Annotated in this window: 24 protein-coding genes; 19 read left to right on the top strand and 5 right to left on the bottom strand. The window is 59.8% G+C overall.

The genetic code is table 11. The features are described 5' to 3' along the window. Window positions 1-100 precede the first annotated feature (100 nt). Window positions 101-1,237 (top strand): serine hydrolase, encoded by a 1,137-nt coding sequence (locus ABIE13_RS23875; protein WP_354448168.1) that lies wholly within the window; start codon window positions 101-103, stop codon window positions 1,235-1,237. A gap of 70 nt (window positions 1,238-1,307) precedes the next feature. On the opposite strand, the gene ABIE13_RS23870 is transcribed toward ABIE13_RS23875, so the two are convergent. From ABIE13_RS23870 to ABIE13_RS23855, 4 genes are all read right to left on the bottom strand, one after another. After that, window positions 1,308-2,093: an IclR family transcriptional regulator gene (locus ABIE13_RS23870; RefSeq protein ID WP_354448166.1), complete on the bottom strand. Its 786-nt coding sequence runs from the start codon at window positions 2,091-2,093 to the stop codon at window positions 1,308-1,310. A 174-nt stretch (window positions 2,094-2,267) separates the two neighbouring features. After that, window positions 2,268-3,047: an arginyltransferase gene (locus tag ABIE13_RS23865; RefSeq protein WP_354448164.1), complete on the bottom strand. Its 780-nt coding sequence runs from the start codon at window positions 3,045-3,047 to the stop codon at window positions 2,268-2,270. Next, entirely contained in the window at window positions 3,044-3,811 is a 768-nt protein-coding gene (gene aat, locus ABIE13_RS23860) for a leucyl/phenylalanyl-tRNA--protein transferase (RefSeq protein ID WP_354448162.1), read from the bottom strand. Before aat ends, ABIE13_RS23865 begins: the two co-directional genes overlap by 4 nt. Then, window positions 3,812-4,372 carry an NUDIX hydrolase gene (locus ABIE13_RS23855; RefSeq protein WP_354448260.1) on the bottom strand — a complete coding sequence of 187 codons (561 nt, stop codon included), beginning with the start codon at window positions 4,370-4,372 and terminating at the stop codon, window positions 3,812-3,814. A gap of 284 nt (window positions 4,373-4,656) precedes the next feature. Here ABIE13_RS23855 and ABIE13_RS23850 point away from each other — a divergent pair, with 284 nt between their 5' ends. Together ABIE13_RS23850 and ABIE13_RS23845 are read left to right on the top strand one after the other, a co-directional pair. Beyond that, window positions 4,657-5,373, top strand: a complete 717-nt coding sequence (locus ABIE13_RS23850; RefSeq protein WP_354448160.1) for an OmpA family protein — start codon at window positions 4,657-4,659, stop codon at window positions 5,371-5,373. A 162-nt stretch (window positions 5,374-5,535) separates the two neighbouring features. Then, a complete protein-coding gene (locus tag ABIE13_RS23845) occupies window positions 5,536-6,183 on the top strand; it encodes a DNA-3-methyladenine glycosylase I (protein WP_354448158.1) in 648 nt (215 codons plus the stop codon). On the opposite strand, the gene ABIE13_RS23840 is transcribed toward ABIE13_RS23845, so the two are convergent. Next, window positions 6,128-6,418 (bottom strand): antibiotic biosynthesis monooxygenase family protein, encoded by a 291-nt coding sequence (locus ABIE13_RS23840; protein ID WP_354448156.1) that lies wholly within the window; start codon window positions 6,416-6,418, stop codon window positions 6,128-6,130. The two genes, ABIE13_RS23845 and ABIE13_RS23840, sit on opposite strands and share 56 nt — an antisense overlap. 55 nt (window positions 6,419-6,473) lie before the next feature. On the opposite strand from ABIE13_RS23840, the gene maiA reads away from it, so the two are divergent. The 16 genes from maiA (at window position 6,474) to ABIE13_RS23760 (ending at window position 26,487) form a co-directional block, all read left to right on the top strand. After that, the gene (gene maiA, locus ABIE13_RS23835) at window positions 6,474-7,115 is read left to right on the top strand and encodes a maleylacetoacetate isomerase (RefSeq protein ID WP_354448154.1); all 642 of its coding nucleotides are present in this window, start codon (window positions 6,474-6,476) and stop codon (window positions 7,113-7,115) included. Further along, window positions 7,115-7,930, top strand: a complete 816-nt coding sequence (pgeF, locus tag ABIE13_RS23830) for a peptidoglycan editing factor PgeF (RefSeq protein WP_354448152.1) — start codon at window positions 7,115-7,117, stop codon at window positions 7,928-7,930. Before maiA ends, pgeF begins: the two co-directional genes overlap by 1 nt. Before the next feature lie 183 nt (window positions 7,931-8,113). Continuing rightward, a complete protein-coding gene (locus ABIE13_RS23825) occupies window positions 8,114-9,112 on the top strand; it encodes a DUF2157 domain-containing protein (protein ID WP_354448150.1) in 999 nt (332 codons plus the stop codon). After that, a complete protein-coding gene (locus ABIE13_RS23820; protein ID WP_354448148.1) occupies window positions 9,109-10,791 on the top strand; it encodes a GDYXXLXY domain-containing protein in 1,683 nt (560 codons plus the stop codon). The genes ABIE13_RS23825 and ABIE13_RS23820 overlap by 4 nt, the downstream gene beginning before the upstream one ends. 225 nt (window positions 10,792-11,016) lie before the next feature. Continuing rightward, window positions 11,017-12,765: a PHA/PHB synthase family protein gene (locus ABIE13_RS23815; protein ID WP_436278471.1), complete on the top strand. Its 1,749-nt coding sequence runs from the start codon at window positions 11,017-11,019 to the stop codon at window positions 12,763-12,765. 55 nt (window positions 12,766-12,820) lie between these two features. Next, a complete protein-coding gene (locus ABIE13_RS23810) occupies window positions 12,821-13,999 on the top strand; it encodes an acetyl-CoA C-acetyltransferase (RefSeq protein ID WP_354448146.1) in 1,179 nt (392 codons plus the stop codon). 116 nt (window positions 14,000-14,115) lie between these two features. Next, on the top strand, window positions 14,116-14,853 hold the full coding sequence (gene phbB / locus ABIE13_RS23805; RefSeq protein ID WP_354448144.1) for an acetoacetyl-CoA reductase: 738 nt from the start codon (window positions 14,116-14,118) through the stop codon (window positions 14,851-14,853). A 342-nt stretch (window positions 14,854-15,195) separates the two neighbouring features. After that, complete coding sequence (locus ABIE13_RS23800; RefSeq protein WP_354448142.1) at window positions 15,196-16,254, top strand: ABC transporter substrate-binding protein; 1,059 nt, start codon at window positions 15,196-15,198, stop codon at window positions 16,252-16,254. After that, on the top strand, window positions 16,254-18,566 hold the full coding sequence (locus ABIE13_RS23795) for a hybrid sensor histidine kinase/response regulator (protein WP_354448140.1): 2,313 nt from the start codon (window positions 16,254-16,256) through the stop codon (window positions 18,564-18,566). Before ABIE13_RS23800 ends, ABIE13_RS23795 begins: the two co-directional genes overlap by 1 nt. Next, on the top strand, window positions 18,544-19,218 hold the full coding sequence (locus ABIE13_RS23790) for a response regulator transcription factor (RefSeq protein WP_354448138.1): 675 nt from the start codon (window positions 18,544-18,546) through the stop codon (window positions 19,216-19,218). The genes ABIE13_RS23795 and ABIE13_RS23790 overlap by 23 nt, the downstream gene beginning before the upstream one ends. A 130-nt stretch (window positions 19,219-19,348) precedes the next feature. Then, the gene (locus ABIE13_RS23785) at window positions 19,349-20,248 is read left to right on the top strand and encodes an IPTL-CTERM sorting domain-containing protein (protein WP_354448136.1); all 900 of its coding nucleotides are present in this window, start codon (window positions 19,349-19,351) and stop codon (window positions 20,246-20,248) included. 613 nt (window positions 20,249-20,861) lie between these two features. Beyond that, entirely contained in the window at window positions 20,862-22,268 is a 1,407-nt protein-coding gene (locus tag ABIE13_RS23780; RefSeq protein ID WP_354448134.1) for a YncE family protein, read from the top strand. A 349-nt stretch (window positions 22,269-22,617) separates the two neighbouring features. Continuing rightward, a complete protein-coding gene (locus ABIE13_RS23775; RefSeq protein WP_354448132.1) occupies window positions 22,618-23,619 on the top strand; it encodes a heme/hemin ABC transporter substrate-binding protein in 1,002 nt (333 codons plus the stop codon). Further along, the gene (locus tag ABIE13_RS23770) at window positions 23,616-24,677 is read left to right on the top strand and encodes a FecCD family ABC transporter permease (RefSeq protein ID WP_354448130.1); all 1,062 of its coding nucleotides are present in this window, start codon (window positions 23,616-23,618) and stop codon (window positions 24,675-24,677) included. Before ABIE13_RS23775 ends, ABIE13_RS23770 begins: the two co-directional genes overlap by 4 nt. Further along, a complete protein-coding gene (locus ABIE13_RS23765; protein WP_354448128.1) occupies window positions 24,674-25,456 on the top strand; it encodes a heme ABC transporter ATP-binding protein in 783 nt (260 codons plus the stop codon). The genes ABIE13_RS23770 and ABIE13_RS23765 overlap by 4 nt, the downstream gene beginning before the upstream one ends. Next, window positions 25,453-26,487: an alpha/beta hydrolase gene (locus ABIE13_RS23760; protein WP_354448126.1), complete on the top strand. Its 1,035-nt coding sequence runs from the start codon at window positions 25,453-25,455 to the stop codon at window positions 26,485-26,487. Before ABIE13_RS23765 ends, ABIE13_RS23760 begins: the two co-directional genes overlap by 4 nt. Window position 26,488: the final 1 nt, after the last annotated feature.

The following is a 26,488-nucleotide window of genomic DNA, read 5'->3' as shown; positions in this document are numbered from 1 at the left end:
TCATTTGAATACACTGCGTGCAATCGTTGTTTAAGGGTGAGAAAAAATCATGTGGACTGTTGCGTTTCGCAATCTAGGATCAATTTCCAAGAGGGTCCTCATGGTTACGACCGCCACGAGTTTGATTTGGTTGGCGCCGTCCGCACCGGTGGAGGCCTCGTCCAAGAAAGCTGCTGAGCGTCAATCTACCAAGCGAACCGCTGCAGCACCGTCCAAGGCCAAGCCGGTCGTACAAAAAGCCGCGAAAGGCAAAGCCACGGTAACGCAGGCTCGCGCCACTGACACCAAATCTTCAAAGAAAACCGGAAAAAACCGGAGTGAGCGCGTAACTGCCAAACTGGGTGGCAAGGGTGCCCATGGAGGCAAAGCGCTTGCTGCACGTGAAACCAGGCTGTCGATGCGGTCACGGGCCGCTGAGCGTCCTGTGGTGCCTCCAAGGTTGTCGTTCGGCCAGATGGCCGGCTTGCACGCCGTCGGTGATCCTCTGGATCTGAAATCCAGCGTCGCTCTGGTGGTTGATCAAGACACGCGCGAAGTTCTTTTCAGCAAGAACGATCATGCTGTTCTCCCGATCGCATCGCTCACCAAGTTGATGACCGGCCTCATCGTCTCTGATGCTCATCTGCCTCTCGACGAGATGATTACCATCACCGCCGAAGATGTGGACACGGAAAAAGGCAGCCGCTCACGCTTGGCTGTCGGCAGTGTGTTGACACGTGGCGAACTGATGCACCTGGCGCTCATGTCCAGTGAAAATCGGGCTGCTCATGCGCTGGGGCGCAGTTTCCCCGGTGGGCTGAATCGCTTTGTCGCTCTCATGAACGCCCGCGCGATCATGCTCGGCATGAAAGATACGCGTTATGTAGAGCCTACCGGCCTCTCCAGCGGGAATCGTTCCAGCGCGGTTGATCTGGCCACCTTGGTGGCAACCGCTTCTCAGGATCCACTGCTGCGGCAGCTTTCCACTTCGCCAGGCTACGAGGTGGCCGTGGGAAGCCGGGTTCTCCAATACAACAATACCAACCGACTCGTGCACAACCCGGAATGGCAGATTGGCCTGCAAAAAACAGGTTATATCTCTGAGGCCGGGCAGTGCCTGGTCATGCAAGCCAGTGTGGCCGGTCGCAAGATCATCATGGTCTTTCTTGATTCAGCTGGCAAGTTCAGCAGAATCGCTGACGCAGAGCGCGTTCGCCGCTGGATGGAGCATCAGCATCTGGCCGCGGTTGCCGGCTGACCTGATCCTGACCTGAACTTTTTGGGGGAGTGGGCCATTCCCCCGAGAGAAAGCCCAACCCTAGTCCGGGTTACCGCGCCGCTTCGTGATTGCCCAACGCTGCTGAAATCTGGTTGGCGGTCAATTTGAGCTTGGGGTGCCAGTTGTCCTCCAGCCGGTCAGCTGGTGCCGAAATGGACAAGCCGGCCACCAGTTTCCCCTGATCGTCATAGATGCCGGCCGCCATGCAGCGCACACCGGTTTCCAGTTCCTCATTGTCCACAGCCATGCCGAGCTGGCGGGTTTTCACGAGTTCACGCTCCAGTAGAGGCAACTGGGTGATACTGTTGCGAGTGTGTCCTGGCAGGCCTGTTCGGGTGGCATAGGCTCTTACGCGAGCGAGATCGTCGGCGGCCAGGAACAATTTGCCCACGGACGTCAGATGCAGCGGAGCGCGACCGCCTATCGCGCGCACCACTTGCATGCCTGATCTTTCGCTGTAGGTGCGCTCGATATAGACGATTTCATCGCCTTGGCGAACGCTCAGGTTGACTGGTTGCTGGATAAGTTTGTGCAACTCGCGCATGGGCTCCAGAGCGGCATCTCGTACGTTCAGTCTGCCTTTGACGAGGTTGCCCAGTTCCAGCAGCCGCATGCCAAGGCGGTAGCTGCCTGCTTCCGGGCGATCCACGAAACGCCCTGAGGCCAGATCATTGAGGATGCGGTGGGTAGTGGATGGATGCAGCCCGGTCTGCTCGCTTATTTCCTTGAGCGACATGGCGTCTTCGCGTGATGCCAGAACATCGATCAGCGCGAACATGCGCTCAATCACCTGAATGGTGGGAGTAACGTGGGCATCTGGATTGGACTTGCGCATGGTTGGTTGGTTTTTTTAGGCGCGGATAGCCTCAGGAAAATGAAGCCGCCAGTTCAAAGCGCAAAGCGCCGACGCAGTCCGGGCTACGGCGAGCATTTGAGCGGCCGACGTAGGCAACGCCGAGCGGGTGAGTTTTGACAGTCAAGGCGGGCATGGAGAATGGTTTGCGCCTGTTCAGGCGTTTTGATCGTCAGCAGGCTCGGCGGGGGCGCTCTGATGGGCAATCCAATGGTCGCCCTCCAGCCGCTCGGAAGGGCCGAAGCGTGCCTTATATTCCATTTTTGGGCTGCCTTTGATCCAATAACCGAGATAGACGTAGGGTAAGCCTAGTGCCGCAGCCTGCTCAATTTGCCATAGAACACCGTACGTTCCGTAGCTGGTCTTGGGCAGAGGTTCGTAGAAAGTGTAAACGGCTGAGATCCCGTCATTGAGCAGGTCGATGATGGAGACCATCCGCAAGGCGCCAGGCGAGTCGCTCCCATCGATGGCCGGTTCACGAAACTCCACCAGTCTGGAGTTCACCTGGCTCTGCAGGAGAAACTGAGTGTATTGGTCGACACTGTCGTGATCCATGCCGCCTCCGGTATGGCGGCCTGTCTGGTAGCGCAAATAGAGCTGATAGTGCTCGGGCACAAAACACAGCTTCAGTATTCGCACCTGCAAACCTGCATGCTGGTTGTGCGCGCGGCGCTGGCTGCGGTCCGGTAGGAAGTCCGCGACTTTGATGCGTACCGGCATACATGCATTGCAGCCGTCGCAATACGGGCGATAGGTGAACATTCCACTGCGGCGAAAGCCCTTGAGCACCAGACCTGAATAGGCATCACTGTGGATCAGGTGGCTTGGTGTGGCAACTTGAGAGCGTGCCTGGCGGGCTGGCAGGTAGCTACACGGATACGGAGCCGTGGCATAGAACTGCAGCGTCTGAAATGGAAGGTCCTTGAGGTGCGTCACCGGTCAGCAGGGGAGGGAGGCATCAACGTATTCCAGTATACGGGGTCGAACTGCCAGCGCGGCGCCGGTTGATTCAATTGCGCCTTGACGCGGTCCGAAAACTGCTTGCGCGGCACTGGGTTGGCTCCCAGAGATGCGAGGTGACGGGTGGCTTGCTGGCAGTCTATGAAATCAATCTGATGCTCCCGGCAAAAGGCCACCAGTGCCGCCAGGGCAATCTTCGAGCCGTCGCTGACAGTGGTGAACATGGACTCACCAAAAACGGCGCGCCCAATGGAGACGCAATACAGCCCTGCCACCAAACGGCCTTCAACCCAGGTTTCGACGCTGTGTGCGTGGCCTGCGGCATGAAGGGCCTTGTAGGCCTGCACCATATCAGGAACGATCCAGGTGCCCGCCTGATCTGAACGCTCAATACCTGCGCAGGCCGTTATGACATGACCGAAGGCTGAGTCAATGCGGATTTCGCAATTCGTGTTCATGCGAAATCGCTGAAGGGTCTTGCGCATCGAACGGTGCAGACGAAATGCGGAAACATCGAGCACCATGCGTGGATCGGGACTCCACCAGAGGATGGGCTCGCCTTCGCTGAACCAGGGAAAGATCGTGCAAGCGTAGGCCGCGAGCAGCGTGCGGACATCCAGCGCCCCTCCCATGGCCAACAGGCCTGGAGCAGAGGAGTCCTCCGGCCAAGCCTGCTCCAGTGGCGGAAAAGGCTCGCCCGGGCGCAACAGTGCGAGAGGAGGGTGACGGCCAGATTTCACTTATTGCGGTGGCTGCCAATGGATGTCGATGTCGTGGACACCCCACGCCCCGCGCCGAAGGTCATCGAAGAAGCACTTGAGCGTCTCCTTGACCGTAGTGAAAGAGATTTCGTCCCACGGCACTTCGGACTCATGAAACAGTCGGGCCTCCATCGTTTCAAACCCCGGCGAAAATTGATCACTCAGCAGCCGGGCCAGATAGAAGACGTGGACCTGGCCGACGCGTGGGATGCTCATGGTGCTGAAAAATGGTCCCATCTCAATCTGGGCACCCGCTTCTTCCGCTGTCTCGCGCGCAGCTCCCTGGGCCACCGATTCGTCCATTTCCATGAACCCCGCGGGCAATGTCCACTTGCCCAGCCTGGGTTCAATGTTGCGCTTGCACAGCAAAACCCTGTCCCCGAGATAGGGGACAGTACCCACCACGAGCAATGGGTTGACGTAATGTATGGTGCCGCAATTGGGACAAATGGCACGCTCTCGCGTGTCGCCATCGTCGGGAACGCGATAGCCCACGGCGGTTCCGCATTCGCGGCAATGCTTGATCTGTTTGCGCTGCATGAGAACCGCAGTGTAGCTGCGGCTTAACCCGGCTGGAGAGACCAGGGCCGCCAGCCAGCCTGAACTCCAAGCTATCAAGAGTGTGTCTATTGTGGCGGGCCCCCATTTGAATGCATTGAAGCATCGAATCTGGAATTCGTCCTACACCTTGAATCCGTGGTTTGGGTTCCAATGAGCGTGGAACGCTGAAGGCTTGCAGCAAAAAGACGTCGTCTGTGGCTGTGTCTTGAACGTACTGCTGAGCGGATCATCTAGTTCCGCAGCTAAAGTAAAGGATGAACGATATGAAACGCACTATTTTTTCCAGTCGTGCCTTGGTACTTTCGGTCACTGCGGCAGCAGTGTTCGCGACTGGTTGCGCGAATATGACCGAAACGCAGCGCAATACCGGCATAGGTGCGGGTATCGGCGCTGTAGCCGGCGGCCTGATCGGTGATGGCGGCGGCGCGGCTATTGGCGCAGGCGTGGGTGCCCTTGGCGGATATGCCTGGTCGCGCTACATGGAAAACAAAAAGGCCGAGATGCAGCGCGCTACCGCTGGTACAGGCGTTCAGGTGACTCAAACTCAGGACAACCAGCTCAAGCTGAATATTCCTAACGATATTTCGTTCACGGTGGGGCGTGCTGACATCCAGCCGGCGCTTCGTCCCATCCTTGATCAGTTCGCCAATGGACTCGGTACGCAGCCCAACACTGAGGTCGTCATCGTTGGTCACACGGACTCCACTGGCAGCGATGCCATCAACAACCCGCTGTCTGTTGAGCGCGCCAATAGCGTGCGTGACTATCTCTCTGCTCGCGGAGTCGACTCACGCCGCGTAAGGACGGAAGGGCGAGGTTCCCATGAACCGATTGCCAACAATGGCACGGATGCGGGCCGAGCACAAAACCGCCGCGTGGAAATCTTCCTTGCGGAGCGCGCGGTGGCCGCTGCTCCTGTGCAGCAGCAGCCGATGGGCGCCCCCATGGGCACGCCTATTGGCACGCCGGCCAGGTATTGAGTCAGGTGTTGAGGCCACGTCTATCCACTGATCACCTCATTGGCTCCTTGACTTTCAGGATTTCACCCTCTGGTCAAGAGTCTGGCTCATGAGACTATTTTTGCAAGCTTGAGAAAAGCCGCCGACCTGGCGGCTTTTTTTTGCCCGTGCTACAACGGCGGCATGAGTACTTCAATTGCCGGGCCGGATGGCCAGTTGCGTTGTCATTGGTGTTCTGGGGCATCCGAATTTCTCCCCTATCACGACAAGGAGTGGGGTTTTCCGGTCAAAGACGATCGCACCCTGTTTGAAAAGCTAAGCCTGGAAGGATTTCAATCCGGGCTCAGCTGGCGAACCATCTTGATCAAGCGCGAGAATTTCCGGGCGGCTTTTGAAAACTTTGAGGTTGATCGCGTCGCCACGTTTACCCAGGACGACGTGCAAAGACTGCTCGCAGACGCTGGTATTGTTCGCCACCGCGGCAAGATCGAAGCGGTTATTCAGAACGCCCGGTGTGCCCGGGAGATGATAGGCCGCGAAGGTTCTCTGGCGGCGTTCTTCTGGAGCTATGAGTCCACGGAGCCGGAGGCCATGCTGCCGCAGGCCATATCCACTTCGGCACAGTCGATTCAGCTCTCCAAGGATCTGAAGAAGCTCGGCTGGAAGTTTGTCGGGCCGACCACGATGTATGCCTTCATGCAAGCGGCAGGCATTGTCAATGACCACGCCGCAGATTGCATTGTCCGGGCCAAGGTTCACAAGGCCCGAGGGATATTCAAAACTCCTGGAAGTGCTCTACGTTCGGAGCCGCCGCGAAAAACGGCCCGATGATGGCGCGCCATTCTCCGAAAAGAGGAGATTCACGAAAGCCCTTGGTGTGGTCTTCCAGGGTTTCCCACTGCACTTGCAGCACGTAGCGCTCTGGCGATTCGATGCTGCGCCGGACCGTGGCACCCTTGAAACCTTTGGCCTTTGAGATCACGGTAGCAATGGCCCGTTGAAGCTCGGGCTCGAATTCAGCCTGTCGGCCTGGGTTGATGCGGATATCTGCAATTTCAAGAATCAAGGAGTTCTCCCTTTTGGTGGTATGAAATGCCTTCAGGCGTTGTATCCTTTGGACCATGAAACTCTACAGCTACTTTCGCTCTTCTGCCTCGTTTCGCGTGCGCATCGCGCTTAATTTGAAGAGTTTGGCGTATGACTACATACCCGTTCACCTGAATAAGAGCGAGCAGAAAACACCAGAATTCGCCGCCCTGACGTCCGAGCAACTGTTGCCCGTGCTGGAAACGGACCACGGCAGGCGCTTGACCCAGTCCATGGCCATCATCGAATACCTGGATGAGACACACCCGGAGCCCCCGCTGTTGCCAGCCGATTCGCTGGGCCGGGCCCGTGTGAGGGCTCTGTCGCAGATCATCGCCTGCGAAGTTCACCCTCTCAACAATTTGCGGGTGCTCAAGTACCTCGTCAAAGACCTTGGTGTGAGCGACGACGCCAAGAACAATTGGTACAAGCATTGGGTTCGCACCGGACTGAACGCGTTTGAAGCGCATCTGGCCGCTGCGCCGAGTTCCACCTACAGCCACGGGGAAACGCCTTCTCTGGCCGATTGTTGCCTGATCCCTCAGATTTTCAATGCCCAGCGTTTTGATTGTGATCTCAGCGGCCTGGATCGGACCATGGCGGTTTTCCAGACCTGCATGAAGCTGGAAGCTTTTCAGAAAGCACAGCCTTCGGCATGTCCGGACTTCGAGGCTTGATGCCGAAAAATTCTGATTGGATCGTGCCTGATTGGCCTGCGCCTGCGGGTGTCCAGGCGGTGTTCACGACTCGCAATGGCCAGGCCGGAGCCGAGGGCGCATCCCAGAGCCCTTGGGATCGCTTTAACTTGGGCGATCATGTCGGCGATGATGCCCTTCATGTGGCGGCCAACCGCGCCGCACTACAGCACAGCCTGAAAGCGCAAGCCGTTTTCTTGAATCAGGTGCACGGTGTCACGGTGGCCTCTCTGGATACGACCACGGAGCATGGCACGGTGGCAGACGGTGCCATTTGCGCCCATCCCCGCGTAGCTTGCACGGTCATGGTTGCAGACTGTCTTCCGGTTTTATTCACAGACGCAACGGGGGCCGTGGTGGGGGCCGCCCATGCGGGTTGGCGGGGTCTGGCGGCTGGGGTGCTGGAGCACACGGCGCGCGCGCTCCGGAAAATGGCGGCCTCGGCGGTTCCTCATCACCTGGCGCATCAGGACCCCATTGAATTAATGGCCTGGCTGGGCCCGTGCATAGGCCCTGAGGCCTTTGAGGTCGGGGCCGAGGTGAAAGATGCTTTTGTCCGGGATGATCCGGGTGCGCAAGCGTGTTTCGTGAGTACCCATGCAAACAAATATCTCGCCAACCTTCAGGGCTTGGCCCGTCGACGCCTGAAGGCCGACGGGGTGACGCGGGTTTACGGCAACGATGGCTCCAGCAACTGGTGCACCGTCACGGACTCAGGCCGCTTCTTCTCCTACCGCCGCGATCAGTCTGTACTGGGCGGTACGGGTCGCATGGCGGCCTGCATCTGGCGAGCCTGATCGAGGCGGCCCGACTCTGCTCAACTGTGGATAGTTGCCCTTTTGCTTAATATTTAATCAGTTCAAAAGCGCACCTTATAGATCAACCACTTGGATATGCCATACAGCGTTTGCCATGGGTTATCCACATCTTTGTCCAGTGCCATAAGGGATAACCCCAGAGAAATCTGAGTCCTTCAAATCATGAATACCAAGCTTTATCGGGCTGCTGAGCTCATTCAATCTTCAGGCACAGCCCATGACGCCGACTGGCGCAAGCTGCTTTATGCCGGAGCGACGCTGCCTCCCGGTGAGGAAACTCTGACGAGGAATTTGAGGCGTGGTCTATTGATCGTGGCCGCGTTGTTGGGTGGTTCCGGCCTGATCTTCTGGATAGCCGCCAATTGGCAGGAGTTGTCGCGGGGGGCGAGGCTTGCGGTGGTTGAAAGCTGCTTGCTGGCGACGCTGGTGGCCGCCTGCGTTTTGCCGCGCGCTCGCGAAGCCTGTCTCGTGGGGGCTTTCCTCGCCCTGGGGGGCTTGCTGGCTTTTATCGGCCAGACCTATCAAACTGGCGCTGACGCCTGGCAGTTGTTTGCCGCATGGGCCGCGCTTTCGCTGCCCTGGGTTCTGGGTACACGCAGCGACCTTCTATGGACACCGTGGGTGGCTGTCGCCGCCTTGGCGCTCAGTCTCTGGACTGGACCACTTGGATTGGTGAGTTGGTTCGATTCCGCCGAGCCCCACGGCGTCGAGTTGTCCGTGACGTTTATGGCGTGGCTGGTGCTGGGGCTGCTGCCACTGGCCGTTGCCCATGTCAGGTGGTTGCGCTTGCCTGGCGGGGTGGGGCGCTGGTCTCATCGGCTTGCGCTGGGCTTGACCCTCAGCGCCTGGACAGGGCTTGGTCTGGCAGGGCTGTTCATGTCCGAGTCCATCTCCTTCGCGTGGCCATTGGCGGCCCTGCTGGTCGCGGGTGTGATTTGGATGAGCTTGCGCAGCCGCTGGCGAGACCTGCCAACCCTGGCGTTGGCATTGTTGGCAGCCAACGTGCTGATCATGGCATTGGCCGCACGCCTCTTGTTTGCCAACGATACCGAGATTGGTGGACTGCTGGTGCTGGGTTTACTCGGCCTCGTCTGTCTGGGCCTCAGTGCAAGCTGGTTAATGCGTCAGCAGCAGAGCTGGGTTGATGGAGAAATGGCATGAGCACAGATCGCCCATGGATTGAACAGGCGCAAGCGCGAGGGTGGCTTCCGGAGAACTGGGGCGTGGGCCCGGGCGATGCAGAACCCTCTCCTCTGTTGATTGCGCTAGTGCTTCTTGGTGCCCTGGCGTGCAGCGTACCCTTGTTGATTTTTCTTGGCTTCGGCTTGGGAAACGTGCTTTCCGAGACGGCCGCAGGCTATGTGGTGGGAGCGCTCAGCATGGGGGCAGCCATGTTGTGCCTGCGCCGTACCCGCCATATTTTTGCTATTTGCCTAGCGATCGTGTGGTGGGGCTTGGGCGCAACCATCATGTTGTGGCGCTGGATGGACGATACCGACGGCGGAGCCGGCGCTATGCTTGCTGCAGGCGTCTTTCTGGTGGTGTCTCTGCTGGGTAGCGCCGCCCTGACTCGTGCTCTATGGGTTAACAGGCTCATAGGGTTCGTCTTGGTGCCTGCCTTGTTCGCCGTACTGTTGCTGAGCCTTCAAACGGTGGGAGCCCATGACGAATGGTGGGTGACTTGGTGGCCTTTAGGCTTGATGTGCTTGACCGTGATTTGGGCTTGGTGGAGTTGGCGCGAGGAGAAATTCTTAGGCCAGCCCGATGCAGGACGTCTCGCCGCGCTGGCCGACGGATTCGCCATTGGAATCTTGGCGAATGCGCTGTTCTTGAGCGTCTTCCCTGCGCTGTTTCTAGGCTTCGTCGGCAATGTCTGGGGCGATGGCTCGACGACTTGGATAGACGGAGTTTCACGTTCTGTGGCCGTCATCATCACGCTTGCAAGCGGATTCGCCTTGGTTCGGCGTTGGCGCAGCGGACGCCCGCACATGGGCTCTGCGGTTCAGCACAGTGATACCTTGTTGGCCCTGAGCTTTGTGGTGATGGCTGCAGCAAGTTGGTTCAGTCCTGCTCTCGGTATGGTGGCCTTGGTGGCTGCCGTGGCGGCAGCCACTTCGCGCTGGCGATTGGTGATTGCAGCGGCGGTGGTGGCGCTGGCGTTGTTGTCCAATTTTTATTACAGCCTGGCCTGGCCGCTGGTGACCAAGGCGTTGGGGTTGGCCGTGATGGGGGGGGCTCTGGCGTTGGGCGTGTTCGTATTGCAATGGGGGCCGCGCTCGCGCAAGCATTCCAAGGAGGCTACGGCACCGCGTTCCAAGCGGCAACTGGGATGGATTCTCGTGGGAGGCGTACTTGCTCTGGGATTGGCCAATGCAGATGTCTGGCGCAAGGAGCAAGTCATAGCTCATGGACAGCGCATATTGGTTCCGCTGGCGCCGGTAGACCCTCGCTCACTCATGCAGGGCGACTACATGCAATTGCGATTTTCGATTCCGCCAAAAATGTTGGAAACGTTGAATGAATCGGCGAGCTATCGTCTGTCCAAACATGCCGTTGTGATTGCCCGCCTGAACACACGTGCAGAGGCAGAACTTGTTCGTCTGGATGGCTCGGGTGAGACTTTGGCAGAGGGGGAGATCCGATTGCCGCTGCGCCAACTCAAGGGGGATTGGGTGCTGGTGACGGATGCCTACTTCTTTGCAGAAGGCCAGGGAGCCCGGTTTGAGCAGGCGCGGTTCGGTGAATTCCGAGTGCTGTCTGATGGACGCGCCTTGTTGGTGGGCTTGGCCGATCAGGAAGGGCGCGGAATTGCCAGTTGGGAGCCCACCCCGAAAAATTGAGAGGCCCGCCGAGCAAAATGCACCAAAGAAGTGAATTTTCATGAAACTCTTTGCTTGATGTAAACGGGACCGCGTGCGAAGGTGGCTACCTAGTGGTATGTCCTGAGAGGCCGCAGCCTGAAGACGCCCCAATCTCAGCGTATATTGATGCTGTCAGGCGGTAGTCACGAAGGCGACTGATACTTTCGTCAAAGCCCCGCGTCTGCAAGTAAGGAGAAAGATTCGATGATTCAAAACCCCGCCGGCGGTCTGTGGCCTGGGATGGCCGATATTTTTCCAACGGCCATGAACCAGTCTCTTGGGCAGGGTTTTACTGAAGGCTGGACCAAGGCCTTTCAGGCGTTCCAGAATATCGACGTAGGCCAGCTCGCAGGACACGCGCCGTCCATTGAAGCGCAAGCGCTCAAGTTCTCACCTGAAAAGCTGCAGCAGCTTCAGGCGGAGTACATCAAGGAGGCTGCTCAGCTGTGGAACCAGTCCCTGCAATCCAGCCAGCCGCTAAAGGATCGCCGCTTCAAAGCCGAAGCCTGGAGCAACAATCCGCTCGCTTCGTTCACGGCGGCTGTGTATCTGCTCAACGCCCGCACCTTGCTGGCGATGGCCGACGCCGCTGAAGGCGATGCCAAGACCAAGAATCGATTGCGCTTTGCGGTCGAGCAATGGATGGCTGCATCCGCTCCCAGCAATTACCTGGCCTTGAATGCTGAAGCTCAGCAAAAAGCCGTAGAGACCAAAGGCGAAAGCTTGGCCATGGGTCTGAAGAACATGTTGAACGACATGAAGCAGGGCCATATGTCCATGACGGATGAGAGCCTCTTCGAGGTCGGCCGCAACGTGGCGACTTCCGAAGGCGCGGTGGTGTTCGAGAATGAGTTTTTCCAGCTCATCGAATACAAACCTCTCACCCCCAAGATCTTTGAGCGCCCGTTCCTGCTGGTGCCGCCTTGCATCAACAAGTTCTACATTCTCGATCTTCAACCAGAGAACTCGCTCATTCGTTATGCGGTGAGTCAGGGGCACCGGACCTTTGTCGTAAGTTGGCGGAACCCTGATCAGTCCATGGCTGAAAAAACCTGGGACGACTACATCGACGATGCCGCTATCAAGGCCATTCACACGGTGCAGGACATCACGGGCGCACCGCAGATCAATGCGCTGGGTTTTTGCGTCGGTGGGACCATTCTGACGAGCGCCCTTGCGGTGTTGGCAGCGCGGGGGGAAAAGCCGGTTGCTTCTGCAACCTTGCTGACCACGCTGGTTGATTTTTCCGATACCGGCATCCTCGATGTGTTCATCGATGAAGAGATGGTGAAGTTTCGCGAGATGCAGATGGGGCAGGGGGGCATGCTCAAGGGCCAGGACCTGGCCTCCACGTTCAGTTTCCTCAGACCCAATGACCTGGTCTGGAACTATGTGGTCGGCAATTATCTGAAAGGCGAGACACCTCCACCGTTTGACCTGCTTTACTGGAACAGCGATTCGACCAATCTTCCTGGCCCGTTTTATGCATGGTATTTGCGCAATACTTATCTGGAAAACAACCTTGTCAAACCAGGCAAGTGCACGGTCGCGGGAGAGAAGATTGATTTGCGTAAGCTGGACATGCCGTTCTATATCTACGGCTCGCGTGAGGACCACATTGTTCCCATTGGTGGTGCCTATGCGTCTACACAGGTGATTCCAGGCAAGAAGCGCTTCATGATGGGCGCGTCTGGGCATATTGCGGGCGTCATCAACCCACCTGCAGCCAAGAAGCGCAGCCACTGGGTGCGCGACGATGGAAAATTTCCAAAGACAGCGGAAGAATGGATGGCCGGTGCGAAGGAAGTGCCCGGCAGTTGGTGGACAGATTGGGCGGCCTGGCTTAAAGGTCACGCGGGCAAACAGATCGTTGCCCCCAAAGCGTACGGCAAAGCTGGCAAATACAAGGCGAGTGAACCCGCACCGGGGCGTTATGTGAAGGCAAGGTCCTGAGAACGTTTGGACGTTCTGGTACTTGCCCTATCCGATTTCAAAAGGAGAGATCTAAGTGGAAGATATTGTGATTGTTTCAGCCGCGCGTACTGGCGTTGGCAAGTTTGGTGGCTCTCTGGCCAAAGTGTCTGCGACCGAACTGGGCAGCATTGCAATCAAAGCTGCGCTTGAGCGAGCCAAGCTTGGCCTCGATCAGGTGGGTGAGGTCATCATGGGCCAGGTGCTCGCAGCTGGCGCCGGCCAGAATCCTGCGCGTCAGGCGCTGATCAAGGCTGGTATCGCCAAAGCCACTCCTGGGCTGACCATCAACGCGGTTTGCGGCTCCGGCTTGAAAGCGGTCATGCTCGCGCACCAGGCCGTAGTGACAGGCGACAGCGAAATCGTGGTCGCGGGCGGCCAGGAGAACATGAGCGCGAGCCCGCACGTCCTGCTGGGAAGCCGTGACGGCCAACGCATGGGCGACTGGAAGATGATCGATTCCATGATCGTCGACGGCCTGTGGGACGTGTACAACCAGTACCACATGGGTATCACCGCCGAGAACGTGGCCAAGCAGGAAGGCATTACGCGCGACCAGCAAGATGAGCTGGCCCTCGGAAGCCAGAAAAAAGCGGCTGCCGCGCAGGCCGCAGGAAAGTTCAAGGACGAGATCGTCCCCGTGAGTATTCCTCAGCGCAAGGGTGACCCCGTGCTGTTTGAATCCGATGAGTACATCAACACCAAGACCAGCGCGGAAGCCCTGGCCGGTTTGCGCCCAGCCTTTGACAAGGCAGGCACGGTCACAGCAGGCAATGCCAGCGGCATCAATGACGGTGCGGCCGCAGTGGTCGTCATGACCGCCAAGAAGGCTGCGGCCTTGGGTTTGACCCCTTTGGCACGCATCGCCAGCTACGCCACCGTCGGCCTGGACCCCGCCACCATGGGGTTGGGCCCCGTAGGTGCCACTCAGAAGGCACTTTCGCGCGCTGGTTGGAATGTGGGCGATGTCGATCTGTTCGAACTCAATGAAGCCTTCGCTGCACAAGCATGTGCGGTGAACAAGCTATTGGGTGTGGACCCCGCCAAAGTGAACGTCAACGGTGGCGCCATTGCCATCGGGCACCCCATCGGTGCCAGCGGTTGCCGGATTCTCGTGACCTTGCTGCACGAGATGCAGCGCAGTGGCGCCAAGAAAGGCGTGGCGGGTCTGTGCATTGGTGGTGGCATGGGTGTGGCGCTGGCTCTTGAGCGATAAGCCATTGGCTGCAACTGCGCAACAGGAGCTCGCAGCGGTCTGGCCGGAGACGGCGGCTGGTTGCGGGTATCCGTGAAGTTGGTTAACTATTTTTTGATTGATTAAGGAGACAAATGATGGGTAAAAGAGTCGCATACGTAACGGGTGGTATGGGTGGTATTGGGACCGCCATTTGCCAGCGCTTGCACAAAGAGGGCATGACCGTTATCGCTGGCTGCGGCCCTACACGCGATTTCAAGAAATGGCTCGATGAGCAGAAGGCTCTGGGTTATGAGTTCTATGCCAGCGTCGGCAATGTCAGTGACTGGCAATCCACTGCGGATGCGTTCACCAAGGCCAAAGCCGAACATGGTCCTATCGAGGTGCTGGTCAACAACGCGGGTATTACGCGTGACCGCATGTTCTTGAAGATGACCCGTGAAGACTGGGACGCGGTGATCGACACCAACCTGAACTCCATGTTCAACGTCACTAAACAAGTGGTGCCCGACATGGTCGAAGGTGGCTGGGGCCGAATCATCCAGATCAGCTCCGTGAACGGAGAGAAGGGTCAGTCTGGGCAGACAAACTACTCTGCTGCCAAGGCAGGCATGCACGGTTTCACCATGGCTCTGGCACAGGAAATGGCGAACAAGGGCGTCACGGTGAATACCGTGAGCCCTGGCTACATCGGAACCGACATGGTCAAGGCTATCCGCCCAGACGTGCTGGAAAAGATTGTTGCCACCATTCCCGTCAAGCGCCTGGGCACGCCCGAGGAAATTGGCTCTATCGTCGCCTGGCTGGCCAGCGAAGATTCTGGCTTCACCACCGGTGCGGACTTCTCCTGCAACGGCGGCCTGCACATGGGTTGACAGGTTCAAGCTCGGCTTGCGCGCGAGCGGCCTGACCGTTTGCGCGGACCTGACCCCAGGTTTGGACTTGCGTCCGAGCCTGGGGTTTTTTGTGGCCAGAAAGACGCCTTAAATACCTTTGCGCGACGAGTACGCGAGCTGTACGGCTGTGGGCCGACCTGAATCGAGTGGCGGAGGCTTGCGGCCCTCATGCGGTGCTAGTGCAGATCAGATTCCCACCACCACGGGAGGCAGAAATACGTTTTCGCAAGCGCGTCTCTTCTGAAACTAAATGTTGCATATCGAGAGCTCCATCGCATAATGACTCTGTCGCACCCGGCTTAGTTGCATCCAAGTCATCACATGCCCCTTATCCCGTCAAAGCTCCTCTCTTCTACCGTCGCCGTGTGCGCGGGCGCAGTCCTGCTGATGGGCGGTCAACCCCTCTTGGCGCAGACCACGGCCACCCCCCGCGTCATCGCCTACCTGGGGGGCGGGCCGAGCGATCCGGAGAGGCGTTGCATGGACGAGCTGCGCGCTGCTTTGGAAGTGGCCGGCTGGTCGTTTGACAAGCAAGTGAAGATCGAATGGAACGACGCGGGCCACGATCCGGCGCGCCTTGCACCACTGGCGCAGGCATTGGTGGCGCGCCGCCCAGATGTGCTGCTGAGCACTACGGTCGCACCAACCGAAGCTCTGATGCAGGCCACGAAGACTTTGCCCATCATTGTCATCGGCCCTGGCAACCTGGACGGGGTCGTTGATGCGCAGGCGCGTCCACTGGCCAATGTGACGGGTGTGGTGCTGAGCCTGACGGGCCAGCATGGCATCAAGCCACTGGAAGTGCTGCTGCAAGCTTTCCCCGGCGCACGCCGTATCGGTCAGATCGAAAATAGCGGAAACCCTCTGCATGCCAAAGCGGGGGAGGGCGGGCTTGGGCCTGTCCAGGACATGGTACGACGCGCTGGCGCCAAACTGTTCCGGGTGCATTTTTCGGGCGAGGCCGGCGTTGCCGGTGCTTGGGAGGAGTTGGCTCGGCTCAAGGTCGATGCCGTCATGATCCGGCCCGACTCGCCGGGGATGCTGGCCGAGCATGCGCGCCAGTCGCTGCGGTTGCGGTTACCCGCGATCTCGCATCACGCCTGGTTCAGCAACCGCGTCGGAGGCTTGCTCAGCTATGGCGTCATCGGGCGCATTGATTTCTGCGGCCGCGCGGCACAGTATGTCGATCAAGTGCTGCGCGGCCGCGCGGTGGCCGAGTTGCCAGTCCAGGAGCTGTATGAAGCGGGGCTGAGCATCAACCTCGACACAGCCGAACAGATGGGCGTACAACTACCTCCTGCGATGATTGCGCGCGCCGTCCGCCTGATCAGGCCGCAAGTCGCTAGCACGCCGGGGAGCGTTAGCGGGAAAGCGCCCTGATGCGCTTGCCCAGGCACCGCCTGTGGCGCAGCTATGCCCTTTGGGTGGCCGGGCTGGTCACGCTGGTCATTCTGGCCAGCGGCAGTGCGCAGCTGTGGCTGATCCAACGCGAGACACGTGTGGCCCTGCAGGCTCTGCAAGCCCTTGAAGCCACGCAGGCATCGGTTCGCATTGAGCGCTTCTTCGGAGAGGCTGGTGCCTTGCTGCGCTCCAGCCTGTCGCTGATGGATTCGGGCCATATTGGCGATGTGGACGTTGATGTTCAGCTCGAGTTGTACCGCCTGATGAAGCAATCTTTGGCTATCGAGTCGCTCTACTGGATCGACGGCGAGGGTCGCGAGCGCGTGCGCATCTCGCGCATGGCACCAGACCGCATTGGTCTGGGCGAAGACCGCAGTCAGTCGCCCGAGTTTGTACACGCTCGCGCCGCAGCCCCCTGGTTCGGCCCCACGACCTTCATCGTCAACCAGCCACGCGTGGTTATGGCGCTGCGCGGCAAGGTCCCGGAGAGCGGGGTGCTCGCCGCGCAGCTTGATCTGGCGCAATTGCGCGAGAGCATTGGTGAAACGCGCTTTGGCCGCGAGGGTGTTGCTTATGTGATCGATGGCGAAGGGCACCTGTTGGCGCACCCCGATTTCTTGCAAGTGCTGGCTCGCCCTGATGGCGCTGCGCGCCCGCCGGTGCGCGCAGCGCTCGCTGATGGCCTTGCGGGCAGCGATCATGGACTGATCGAGTTCAAAACGCCCGAGGGCCGCGCGATGGTTGCCCGCGCTGCCACGCTGAGCGTTCCCGGCTGGCGGCTGATCACTGAGCAGCCGCGCGACGAGGCGTATGCGCCGGTGCGCCGTGCCCTGTTTGCCACGCTGTTGATCCTGGCGCTTGCCGTCGTCGCGGGCTCGGCCGTCGGCATCGTGCTGGCGCGCCGGGTGGTGCGACCGATCCAGCAGCTTGCTGAAGGTGCTGACCGCATTGGTGAAGGCCATCTTGATCACCGCATCGCCCTGGCGCGCGGCGACGAGCTGGGTCAGCTTGCGGCCCGCTTCAACCAGATGGCCGAGCGCTTGGGCGATTCGTATCAGCTGCTGGAAACCCGAGTGGCTGAGCGCACACACGAACTGGTGGCCAAACGCGAGGAAGCCGAACAGGCGAACCAGGCGAAGACCCGCTTTCTGGCCTCGGCCAGCCACGACCTGCGCCAGCCCCTGCACACCATCAGCCTGCTGGTGGGGGTGCTGCGCAGGCAGCCTGTCACGGCAGATGTGAGCACGTTGGTGGAGCATATCCAGGTGTCGGTCGCTGCCATGGAGGCTTTGTTCGTTGGTCTGCTAGATATCTCCAAGCTCGATGCAGGCATGTCTCGGCCAGCGCTGGGCGATCATGCCCTGGCCGAGTTGCTGCATCGGGTGGCTGCCAGCCACCAGCCGCAAGCGGCGCGTAAGCAGCTGCGGCTGGCTGTGGTGCCCTCGCGCTGTGCTGTGCGCACCGATGCGGCGATGCTGGAGCGGGTGTTGAACAACCTGGTGTCTAACGCAATCCGCTATACCGAGCGCGGCAAGGTTCTGGTTGGATGCCGGCGGCGCAAGGACGGCGTTGAGCTGCAGGTGTGGGACACCGGCATTGGCATTGCGCCGGCCCAACTGCCGCACGTCTTCGAGGAGTTCTTCCAGGTCGACAATCCGGAGCGCGACCGCGACAAGGGGCTCGGGCTCGGCCTGGCCATCGTCAAGCGCACACTTGCTCTGCTGAGGCATCCCTTCACAGTTCGCTCGGTCCCGGGTCGTGGCACCTGTTTTTCGATCTTGCTGCCCCTGGCCGAGGCACTCCCGGTGGTGCTGCCTCGGCCACAAGGCTTGGCGCGCCCAGAGCACATTGCGGGGGCATTCATCGCAGTCATAGATGATGAGGCCGATACGCGCCGGGCCATGCAGGCGCTGTGCAACAGCTGGGGCGCGCACGTGGTCACTGCCGCATCGGCCGAACAATGCGTGGCGCTCCTGGGCGAGCACTTGCGCGACCCTGACCTGATCCTGTGCGACTACCGGCTGCGCCAGGGTGAAAACGGGCTGGCCGCCGTTGGACAACTGCGCGCGCACATCGGCCAGGCCGTACCCGCGATCATCGTCACCGGCGACATCGCTGCCGCCGACCTGCGGCGTGTGGCTGACGCGGGCCTGCCACTGCTGCACAAGCCGGTTGGCGCCGAGCGGCTGTTGGCCGCCATTGAGGCGGCGCTGGCAGATCACCCAAGCGGGGGATGCGGTTTGGTGAAATCCGGTGCAGACTCGGACCATGAAGATTCTGCTGGTCGATGATCACGCGCTGTTTCGCGACGGCGTAGCGCTGCTGCTCAAGGAGCTGGACCCGGCGGTCCAGGTCTGTCACGCAGCCAACGTCCGCGAGGCGCTGGTCGCCCTTGAGGCCAGCGCAGACATCGAGCTGATCCTGCTCGACGTCATTCTGCCGGGCACGCATGGCCTGCAGGCTTTGGAGGAGGTGCGCGAGCGGCATCCCGGTGTGCCGCTGGTGATGATGTCATCGCTGGAGGACCAGGTGACCATCGTGCGTTCGATCCAGCTGGGCGCGATGGGTTTTATTCCCAAGTCGGCTTCGTCACATCAGATGTTCGAGGCTTTGCGCACTGTGCTGGCGCACGGGATCTATGTGCCGCCGCTCAGCCTCGCAGGCGTGGCGCTGGCGATACCGGTGCAGCCGCGCACGACGCCCGCCGAACTGGGGCTTACGCCCCGCCAGACTCAGGTGTTGCGGCTTATCCTGGAGGGCAAGCCGATGAAGCTGATCGCGCTTGAGCTGGGTCTGAGCCAAAACACTGCCAAGACCCATGTCAGCGCCGTGCTGCGCGGTCTGGACGTCACCACACGCACCCAGGCGATCGTGGCGGCCAGCCGGATGGGGTTGATGCTGGACGGCGACGGCTCTCGCTCCACGCCCGCTGCTGCGCGCTGACCGCATCACCCAACTGGGTGATGCGCGCAAGACCTGCTGTTCGTAACATGTTGATGCAAGCCGACCAGCTCAGAGCTTGACTTGGTTCTGCGCGAAGCGCTTATTTCATTCCTGAATTAGAGGGTTTTTCATGTCGTGGTCTTCCAAATTACAAGCCGTTGCTGCATTGCTGCTGACCGTTAGCCTGTCACCCGCCTTGGCTGACATTCCCGCTTCCGAGCGTGCTGTGCTCGACGCCCTCTACGCAAGTACCAACGGCCCTGGCTGGGTTGCCAAGACTGGCTGGGATAACCCTGGCTCCACCGTGTGCACAGGTAACGGTCCTGGTTCATGGTTTGGCATCACCTGCGGCTTGAACGACGGCACCTATGATCATGTCGTCGCCATCCGCCTCCCCGACAACAAGCTCAGTGGCCCATTGCCTGCGCTTGGGGGGCTGACCGAACTGCGCGGCTTCATCGCCTTTAGCACCAACGGCGACGGCAGCAGCAATGTCACCAGCCTTCCCCCCGATCTGGCGAGCTTGACCACGCTGCGAAACTTTTCTGTTGCCGCCAATGGCCCTGGCCTGACCGGCACGATCCCATCGCTTGCTGCGTTGACCAACCTCGAAACCTTCCGTGTCAACCACAACGGCCTCACGGGCTCATTGCCTTCGCTGGCAGGGTTGAACAGCCTGACGCTTTTCTGGGCACACAACAACCAACTCACAGGCTCCATACCTGACCTCACAGGCTTGAATCTGACGGCCTTCACGGTGGGGAATAACCGGCTGACGGGCAACCCACCTGCCGCCCCGGCCTCGCTGCTTGCCAACAGCTCGAGCCTGTGCGCCAACAACTTGAGCAAACCTTACGTTGAAAGTCCGGCATGGGACGTTGCTACAGGCAGTACGCCGTGGTGGCGTGCCTGCGAGAGGGCTACTTCCGTCGCCGCCACCGCGGTGCCTGCACTGAGTGAGTGGGCTCTGATTCTGTTGGGCAGCATGCTTGCCGGCGTCGTGGCTCTGCGCCGAAAGGGCCACGTTTGATCCAGGACGTGTTCATCAACTAGGAGATTCCCAGCTCTGGCACCGGTCCGGGTTGCTTCTGCGGTCGGAACTGCGACCCAGCCGTGGAGCAGTTCTGGGGATCGATGCGGCAACGTTTGCCCCGCACATGAGGGAAGGCTTCATGCCGGGAATAGAGCGTGTCGGAAGGCCGCAGTGACAAGGGCCATCACCGAAACCCTCTCGATGATGCGGAAAATCTTCTCATTGCTCCGCGCAGCTCCCGAGAAGTCTGCGAACCAACTAAAAACTGGACTACGGGGCCTTGTCCGCGGTTGATGCTTGTGCTCGCCGCGGCGAAACGCCAATGGTGGCACCCGGCTCGAAACGAGTAAAACTCCCAGGAAGTGTGGGAATGGACTAAGCCATTGCCACAAAAGGACTTTTCTTCGCCAGCACACTGCCTGCAAGAGAGGCGGGTCCTGCTTATCTATCCAAAACGCTTGCTTGCTTCCGAAACACATTGGGAGGTTCGGGGGAGGGGTTTTACCAATTGATAATAATTATCATTTAACATCGGAGGCTCGAAGTAAAGCATTCGCTGCCCATTTTTTGTGGCAGTTCGTGCTGTGTGAATAGAAGTCAAAGGAAATTCATGACCAAACCTCCCATCGCCATGATCAGACCTATCGCAGCGGTCTCACTTGCCCTTGTCTTGGCGGCATGTGCCTCTCCTGGCTTTGAGGCGCCCGACGCGAGCTTCAAAGGGCGTGTGAATGTCATCGAAACGCCCGTGGTTTTGGCCGGAAGCCAGGTGAAGCTTGCTGGCCAGGACTTCAAGCCCGGCCAGGAAGTGACCATCTACTACGGGGGGACTGCTCTGAACCAGGCGCCTGCCGTGGTGGGTGCTGATGGAAAATTCCAGACACAGTTTCAGGTGCCACAAGGCGCGCAGACCGGAAACCATTCGCTCACAGTGAATGCCGCCAAGCCGGCCGCAGCCGTGTTGCTTCCGCTCAAGGTCTCTCCCAATGTGCCTCTGTCAGGGCAGGAGCGCTTTGATGTGAAAGTGCAGAAGCTGGTGCCAGGCCTGTACCAGGCCGCATACAGCGCCAAGAGTGACCGAGTTTTCGTGACATCTGCAGTTGGCCGCCCCCCCATCAGCCAGACGGAACTGGTCAAGATCAACCCTCAGACTCTGGCCATTGAGGCCCGTGTCGAAGCGGGTCTTGTACCTGCTGCAGCAACCGCTTCGGGCAACGCCCCGGCCGTCAATCGATTTGCCGTCTACGGCGTGGCAGTGGACGATGCCAACGGCACTGTCTGGGTCACCAACACGCGCCAGGATACTGTGGCCGTCTACAACCAGGCTGATTTGAAGCTGATCAAGCAGTTTGATGCTGGTGTGGTGCCGCATGCGCGTGACGTGCTGGTCGATGCTGCACTGGGTAAGGCCTACGCGACACCCGTCGGCCAGGCCGACATTGTGGTCTTCGACACCAAGACGCTCGCCGTGCTGAAGAAAATTCCTCTGCAAACCACGGTCAAGGGGCCTGGCGATCGCAAGTTCTCACCCATGAGCCTTGAGCTCGACGCAGCCAATCACCGTCTCTTCACGGTGAGCATGTCCACTAACGAAGTTGCGGTGATCAACACGCGTACCGATCAGGTGGAAAAAGTGTTTGCTCTCGAAGGTGCCCGGTCGGCTTCCGGCGTTGCCTACGATGCCAGGACCAACCGCGTCCTGGTGGCGTCTCAGGGCTCTGACAATTTGATCATTGCCGATGTCGCAAGCGGCAACGTGCTGCACGATGTGAAGGTGGGGGCTGGCGCGCTTAACGTGGCCTTCGACCCGGTGAGCAACCTGGCGTACGTGTCTAACCGCGCATCAGACACGGTGACGGTGGTGGATATCAATGGGCGGATCGTTGCCAATCTGGCTGGCGGCTCTTTTCCCAACCACGCTGTGATCGACGGCAAAGGTGGTGTCTTCGCTGTGAACAAAGCAAGGGGTTCAGATGATCCTCAAGGTGACCGCATCTCCTATATCAAACTGCGTTGATTCGCCAAGGATCGATGCTTCTCTCGCCCCGCGTTCTGGCATCCGTGGGGCAGGGCGGTTCGATGGCGCTCGCTCTCGATTGGCCACAGGGCCAGCGCGGCGAGCGGTGATCGCCTGTGGCCGTGGCGTTTTCGCTCTGGCTGTCTTCTGGCATCGGCCGAGTGAGTCTACTTGTATTGCCACAAGTGAAGCGCTGGATTCCTATGGCGTCCACACGCGAAGGGGCTGCGGCTCAATGAAGCCCGGCTGGGTTCCTGATCAAGAGAAATCTCCTTCATCGGGTGCCAAGCGATGGGTTCAGCCGAGCCTTCCGCTTTCTTGTTGATAAAAATAAATCTACCCCACCGACATGTCCAAAGAAAAATGCCTTGCGGCACTGACCGGCGTCTGTGCCACCTTAGCTCTTTCCGTCGCTCTGAGTTTCCCTGTCCCAACCCATGCACAGGCGTTGCCGGCCGGCTGGCTCGCTGTTGGCCAGCCGCATAGCCTGAAGGTCTCCAGCGCGACCCCCAAACTCCCTACGTCGGTGACGTCTGACGATGGCGCCACGGTGCGAATTACCGATGCGTCACGCGTTATTGTGGGTGGGGACGATGTCATTGGCATCATGGAGGCGCTTGGCCTGGGCAGCCGCGTGTTTGCAGCGCCAGAGAGTTCTGTCACCTTGGCCGGCCGCAAGGCGTCCCATCATTTTCTGTTCAACCGCACCACGGGAGCTGAAGGCGTTTTAAGCCTGGATGGCACGCTGTTCGTGGGCAACAGCTTGCGGCGGCATGCCAAGCTGTCTGAAACCCTGCGCAAGACAGGTTTGCCGTCGGTTGTGATCGATGATCTGCAGCCGGCCCCCCAGAAAATCCGCAAGACTGCAGCGGCGTTCGGCCTGAAAACCGAAGGTGAAAACCTGGCGCGTGAACTGGAGCGCCAGTACAAGCAAGCAGAGGCGATTGCTGGGCAACTGCCGCGCCGCACGCGCGTTCTTCATATTTCTGCCACCGGCGGCGGCGGTCGGCCTACGGTGGGCGGCAAAGACACGGCTGCGGCTCAGCTCATTCGGCTGGCGGGGGGTATCAATGTCGGGGACGATGCCAAAGCTGGCGACTACACGGCGCTGAGCAACGAAGGCATGGTGGCTGCCGCACCGGAAATCGTGTTGCTGACACGAAGTGATCTGGAGCTCTTCGGGGGTGAAGCCGGAATATGGCGCGCATACCCCGCGCTCAAACAGACGCCTGCCGGGCAGAACAACCGCATCTGGGTCATGCCTGATGAGCAGCTCAAGATCGTGGGCGTGCATTCCGGTGCGGGTGCTCTTGCACTTGCAAGCGCACTCAAGGGGCTGACCTCGAAGTGAGTTCTGCCACCACACCATTGCGCTCGGGCGTTCGACGCCCCAGTGGATATTTGCTGCTTCTATTGCTCTCTGGCGTGCTGATTGCCGCCATGGTGCTTTCTTTTGGCATAGGACCGCTGAAGGTGGCGCCTGCAGACGTCTTTCGCATTGTGCTGGAGCGCTTTGGCATTGGCGATGCTGAAGGCTTGAAGGCTCGCGACATGGCTGTCATCTGGAACTTGCGTATTCCGAGGGCACTCATGGGCGCGCTCGTGGGCGCGGCCTTGGCCATGGCCGGTGCCGGGTTGCAGGGGCTCTTTGGAAACCCTTTGGCTGATCCTGGTGTGGTGGGGGTGAGCCAAGGCGCCGCACTTGGAGCGGTCAGCGCCATCGTGATGGGAGCCAGCGCTTTGGGTGAATGGACCGTTCCTGTGGCAGCATTTGTCGGTGGCATGGTGTCGACCACGCTGATCTACCTGTTGGCTCGACCCGGAAGAGGCAGCGGAACAGTCACTTTGCTGCTGGTTGGCATTGCCATTGGGGCTGCCTGCTCGGCCGCCATCGGGTTTATGACCTACCGAGCCAATGCCGCGCAGTTGCAGTCACTGGTGTTCTGGCAGATGGGATCGCTGGGTTCTGCAGATTGGTCCGACCTGGCTGCGGCCCTGCCTGTATTCTTGCTTGGCGTGATCGGGATGCTATGGCTGGCCAAACCGCTGGACATGCTTGCCTTGGGTGAGCGGCAGGCTCAGCACATCGGCCTGGATGTGCGGCGTGCCCGGGTCTTGCTGGTGACTTGTTCTGCGCTCCTGGTAGGAGCCGGGGTGGCGTTTGCGGGCACCATAGGCTTTGTCGGTCTAGTAGTTCCTCATGTGGTGCGGTTGCTGGCGGGGCCTGGGCATCGTTGGCTATTGCCGCTTTCAGCGCTGACCGGGGCCGCTTTGATTGTGGTGGCTGATACCGCCGCGCGTACCCTGGACCCACCTTCCGAGATTCCGCTCGGGTTATTTTCTGCCGCCATTGGCGCGCCATTTTTCCTCTGGTTGGTATTGCGCCAGCGGCCAGGAGGCGCGCGATGAAAGCGACCTCCGGACAGCCGCTGCTGAGCTTGCGCGATGCGAGCTTTGCGATAGACGGTCAAGCCCTGGTGCAAGGCGTGTCACTCGATTTTCAGCCTGGCACGCTCACCGCTCTGGTGGGGCCCAATGGCGCTGGCAAGTCGACCTTGCTGGCTCTTGCTGCTGGAGACCACGTTCCGACCCAGGGCAGTGTGCAGGTGCATGGCAAAGCGATTGACCGATGGCGTGTGCGTGAACTTGCGCGCGAGCGATCAGTCATGCCGCAGGACCATGCCGTGCGATTCGCTTTTTCAGTGCATGAAGTCGTTGCAATGGGGCGCCTGCCGCACCCGCCTCAACCTGCTCAGGACGCGCAGATTGTTGAAGCTTCCATGGCAGCTGCGGATGTGACTCACCTCGCGCAGCGCGACGTGCAGTCGCTTTCTGGCGGAGAGTCCGCCCGGACCGCGTTTGCACGTGTGCTCTCACAGCAGACGCCCCTCATCTTGCTGGACGAACCCACCGCAGCACTGGACCTGAAGCATCAGGAGTCCATGCTGCGCAGCATGAGAGGCCTCACGCAGGCCGGGCACTGTGTGATTGCCGTGCTTCACGATCTCAATCTTGCAGCCGCCTACGCGGACCGGATCATCATGTTGAGCCGTGGGCGTGTGATGGCTGACGGCACACCACGTGAAGTCCTGACAGGTGAACGCATCCATTCCATTTACGGGCAACCCGTCACAGTGATTGAACATCCTACCCGCCCGATTCCCTTGATAGTCACCATAGACCCATGACCCGCTCTTTCCATCGGCCTCGCCGGATAGTCTTGCTTGCCTTGGCCGGCGGCGCTTTTTTGCAGGGCTGCGCAAGCAGCACGAAGTCGATGATCGCCGCTCCATCTGATCAACCCATTCCGCCCACCAATCTGGATCTGTCCACGTACTCTTTGAACCGCCCCGTAGGCAAGAGCGTTGCCGATGTGGGCTCGCCTCACTACCGGTTTGAACACTTCAAGCTGGAATCTGCAGATGGCAAGCGACATTACAGAGTGCAATTGGCAGTGCCCAAGGCGCCCCCACCGGCTGCGGGCTATCCTTTGCTGCTGATGCTCGATGGCAATGCGTCTTTTGCCTCCCTGACCGAGGACCAGTTGAAGCATATGGCCGACAGCAACCGCCCAGTGGCCATTGCCGCTCTAGGCTATGAGACCCATCTTGGCGTGGACGTGGCTGCACGTTCCTTTGACTACACGCCCCCCGTGCCAGGAGAGGACCCCACGTGGGACGACGAAATGCGTAAGCGCCTGGGTGGCGGGGCAGATGTTTTCCTGGATCTTCTGGAGCAGAAGATGCTGCCTGAGATTCGCAGGCGCATACCCAGCGATCCTGCACGGACCACCCTCTGGGGCCACTCGTATGGAGGCCTGCTGACGCTGTACACACTTTTCACGCGTCCGCAGTTATTTCCGAGGTACGCCGCGGCCGATGCTTCCCTGTGGTGGCACGGTGGGTTCATCTTGACGGTCGAGTCCAAGGCCAGAGCGGTTACCGCAGGACGCACCACTGAGCTGCTATTGATGGCTGGCAGTTCCGGGCTGGAAGTTCAGAACGAAACGCGCGCTCTACGTCCGGGCCTCGATCCGGCTATGGTCTTGGCCGCACGTGAGCGGCGGCGCTCGGTACCCCCGGACGCTGCTCCCAAGCTTGCGGAGCGTCAGGCCTTGCGGCAAGGCATGGCAGTGACGTGGAAGCCCTTTCCTGGCGTCAGCCACGGACCAATGCGGCCGGCTTCCATCCCTCCTACGCTTGAATTTGCCGCGCGCTGAA

The organism is Ottowia thiooxydans (assembly GCF_040548795.1).
GTDB classification, from domain to species: domain Bacteria; phylum Pseudomonadota; class Gammaproteobacteria; order Burkholderiales; family Burkholderiaceae_C; genus Ottowia; species Ottowia thiooxydans_A.
Note: the sequence above shows the minus strand (reverse complement) of the source record. Positions and strands in the feature narration are given on the sequence as shown.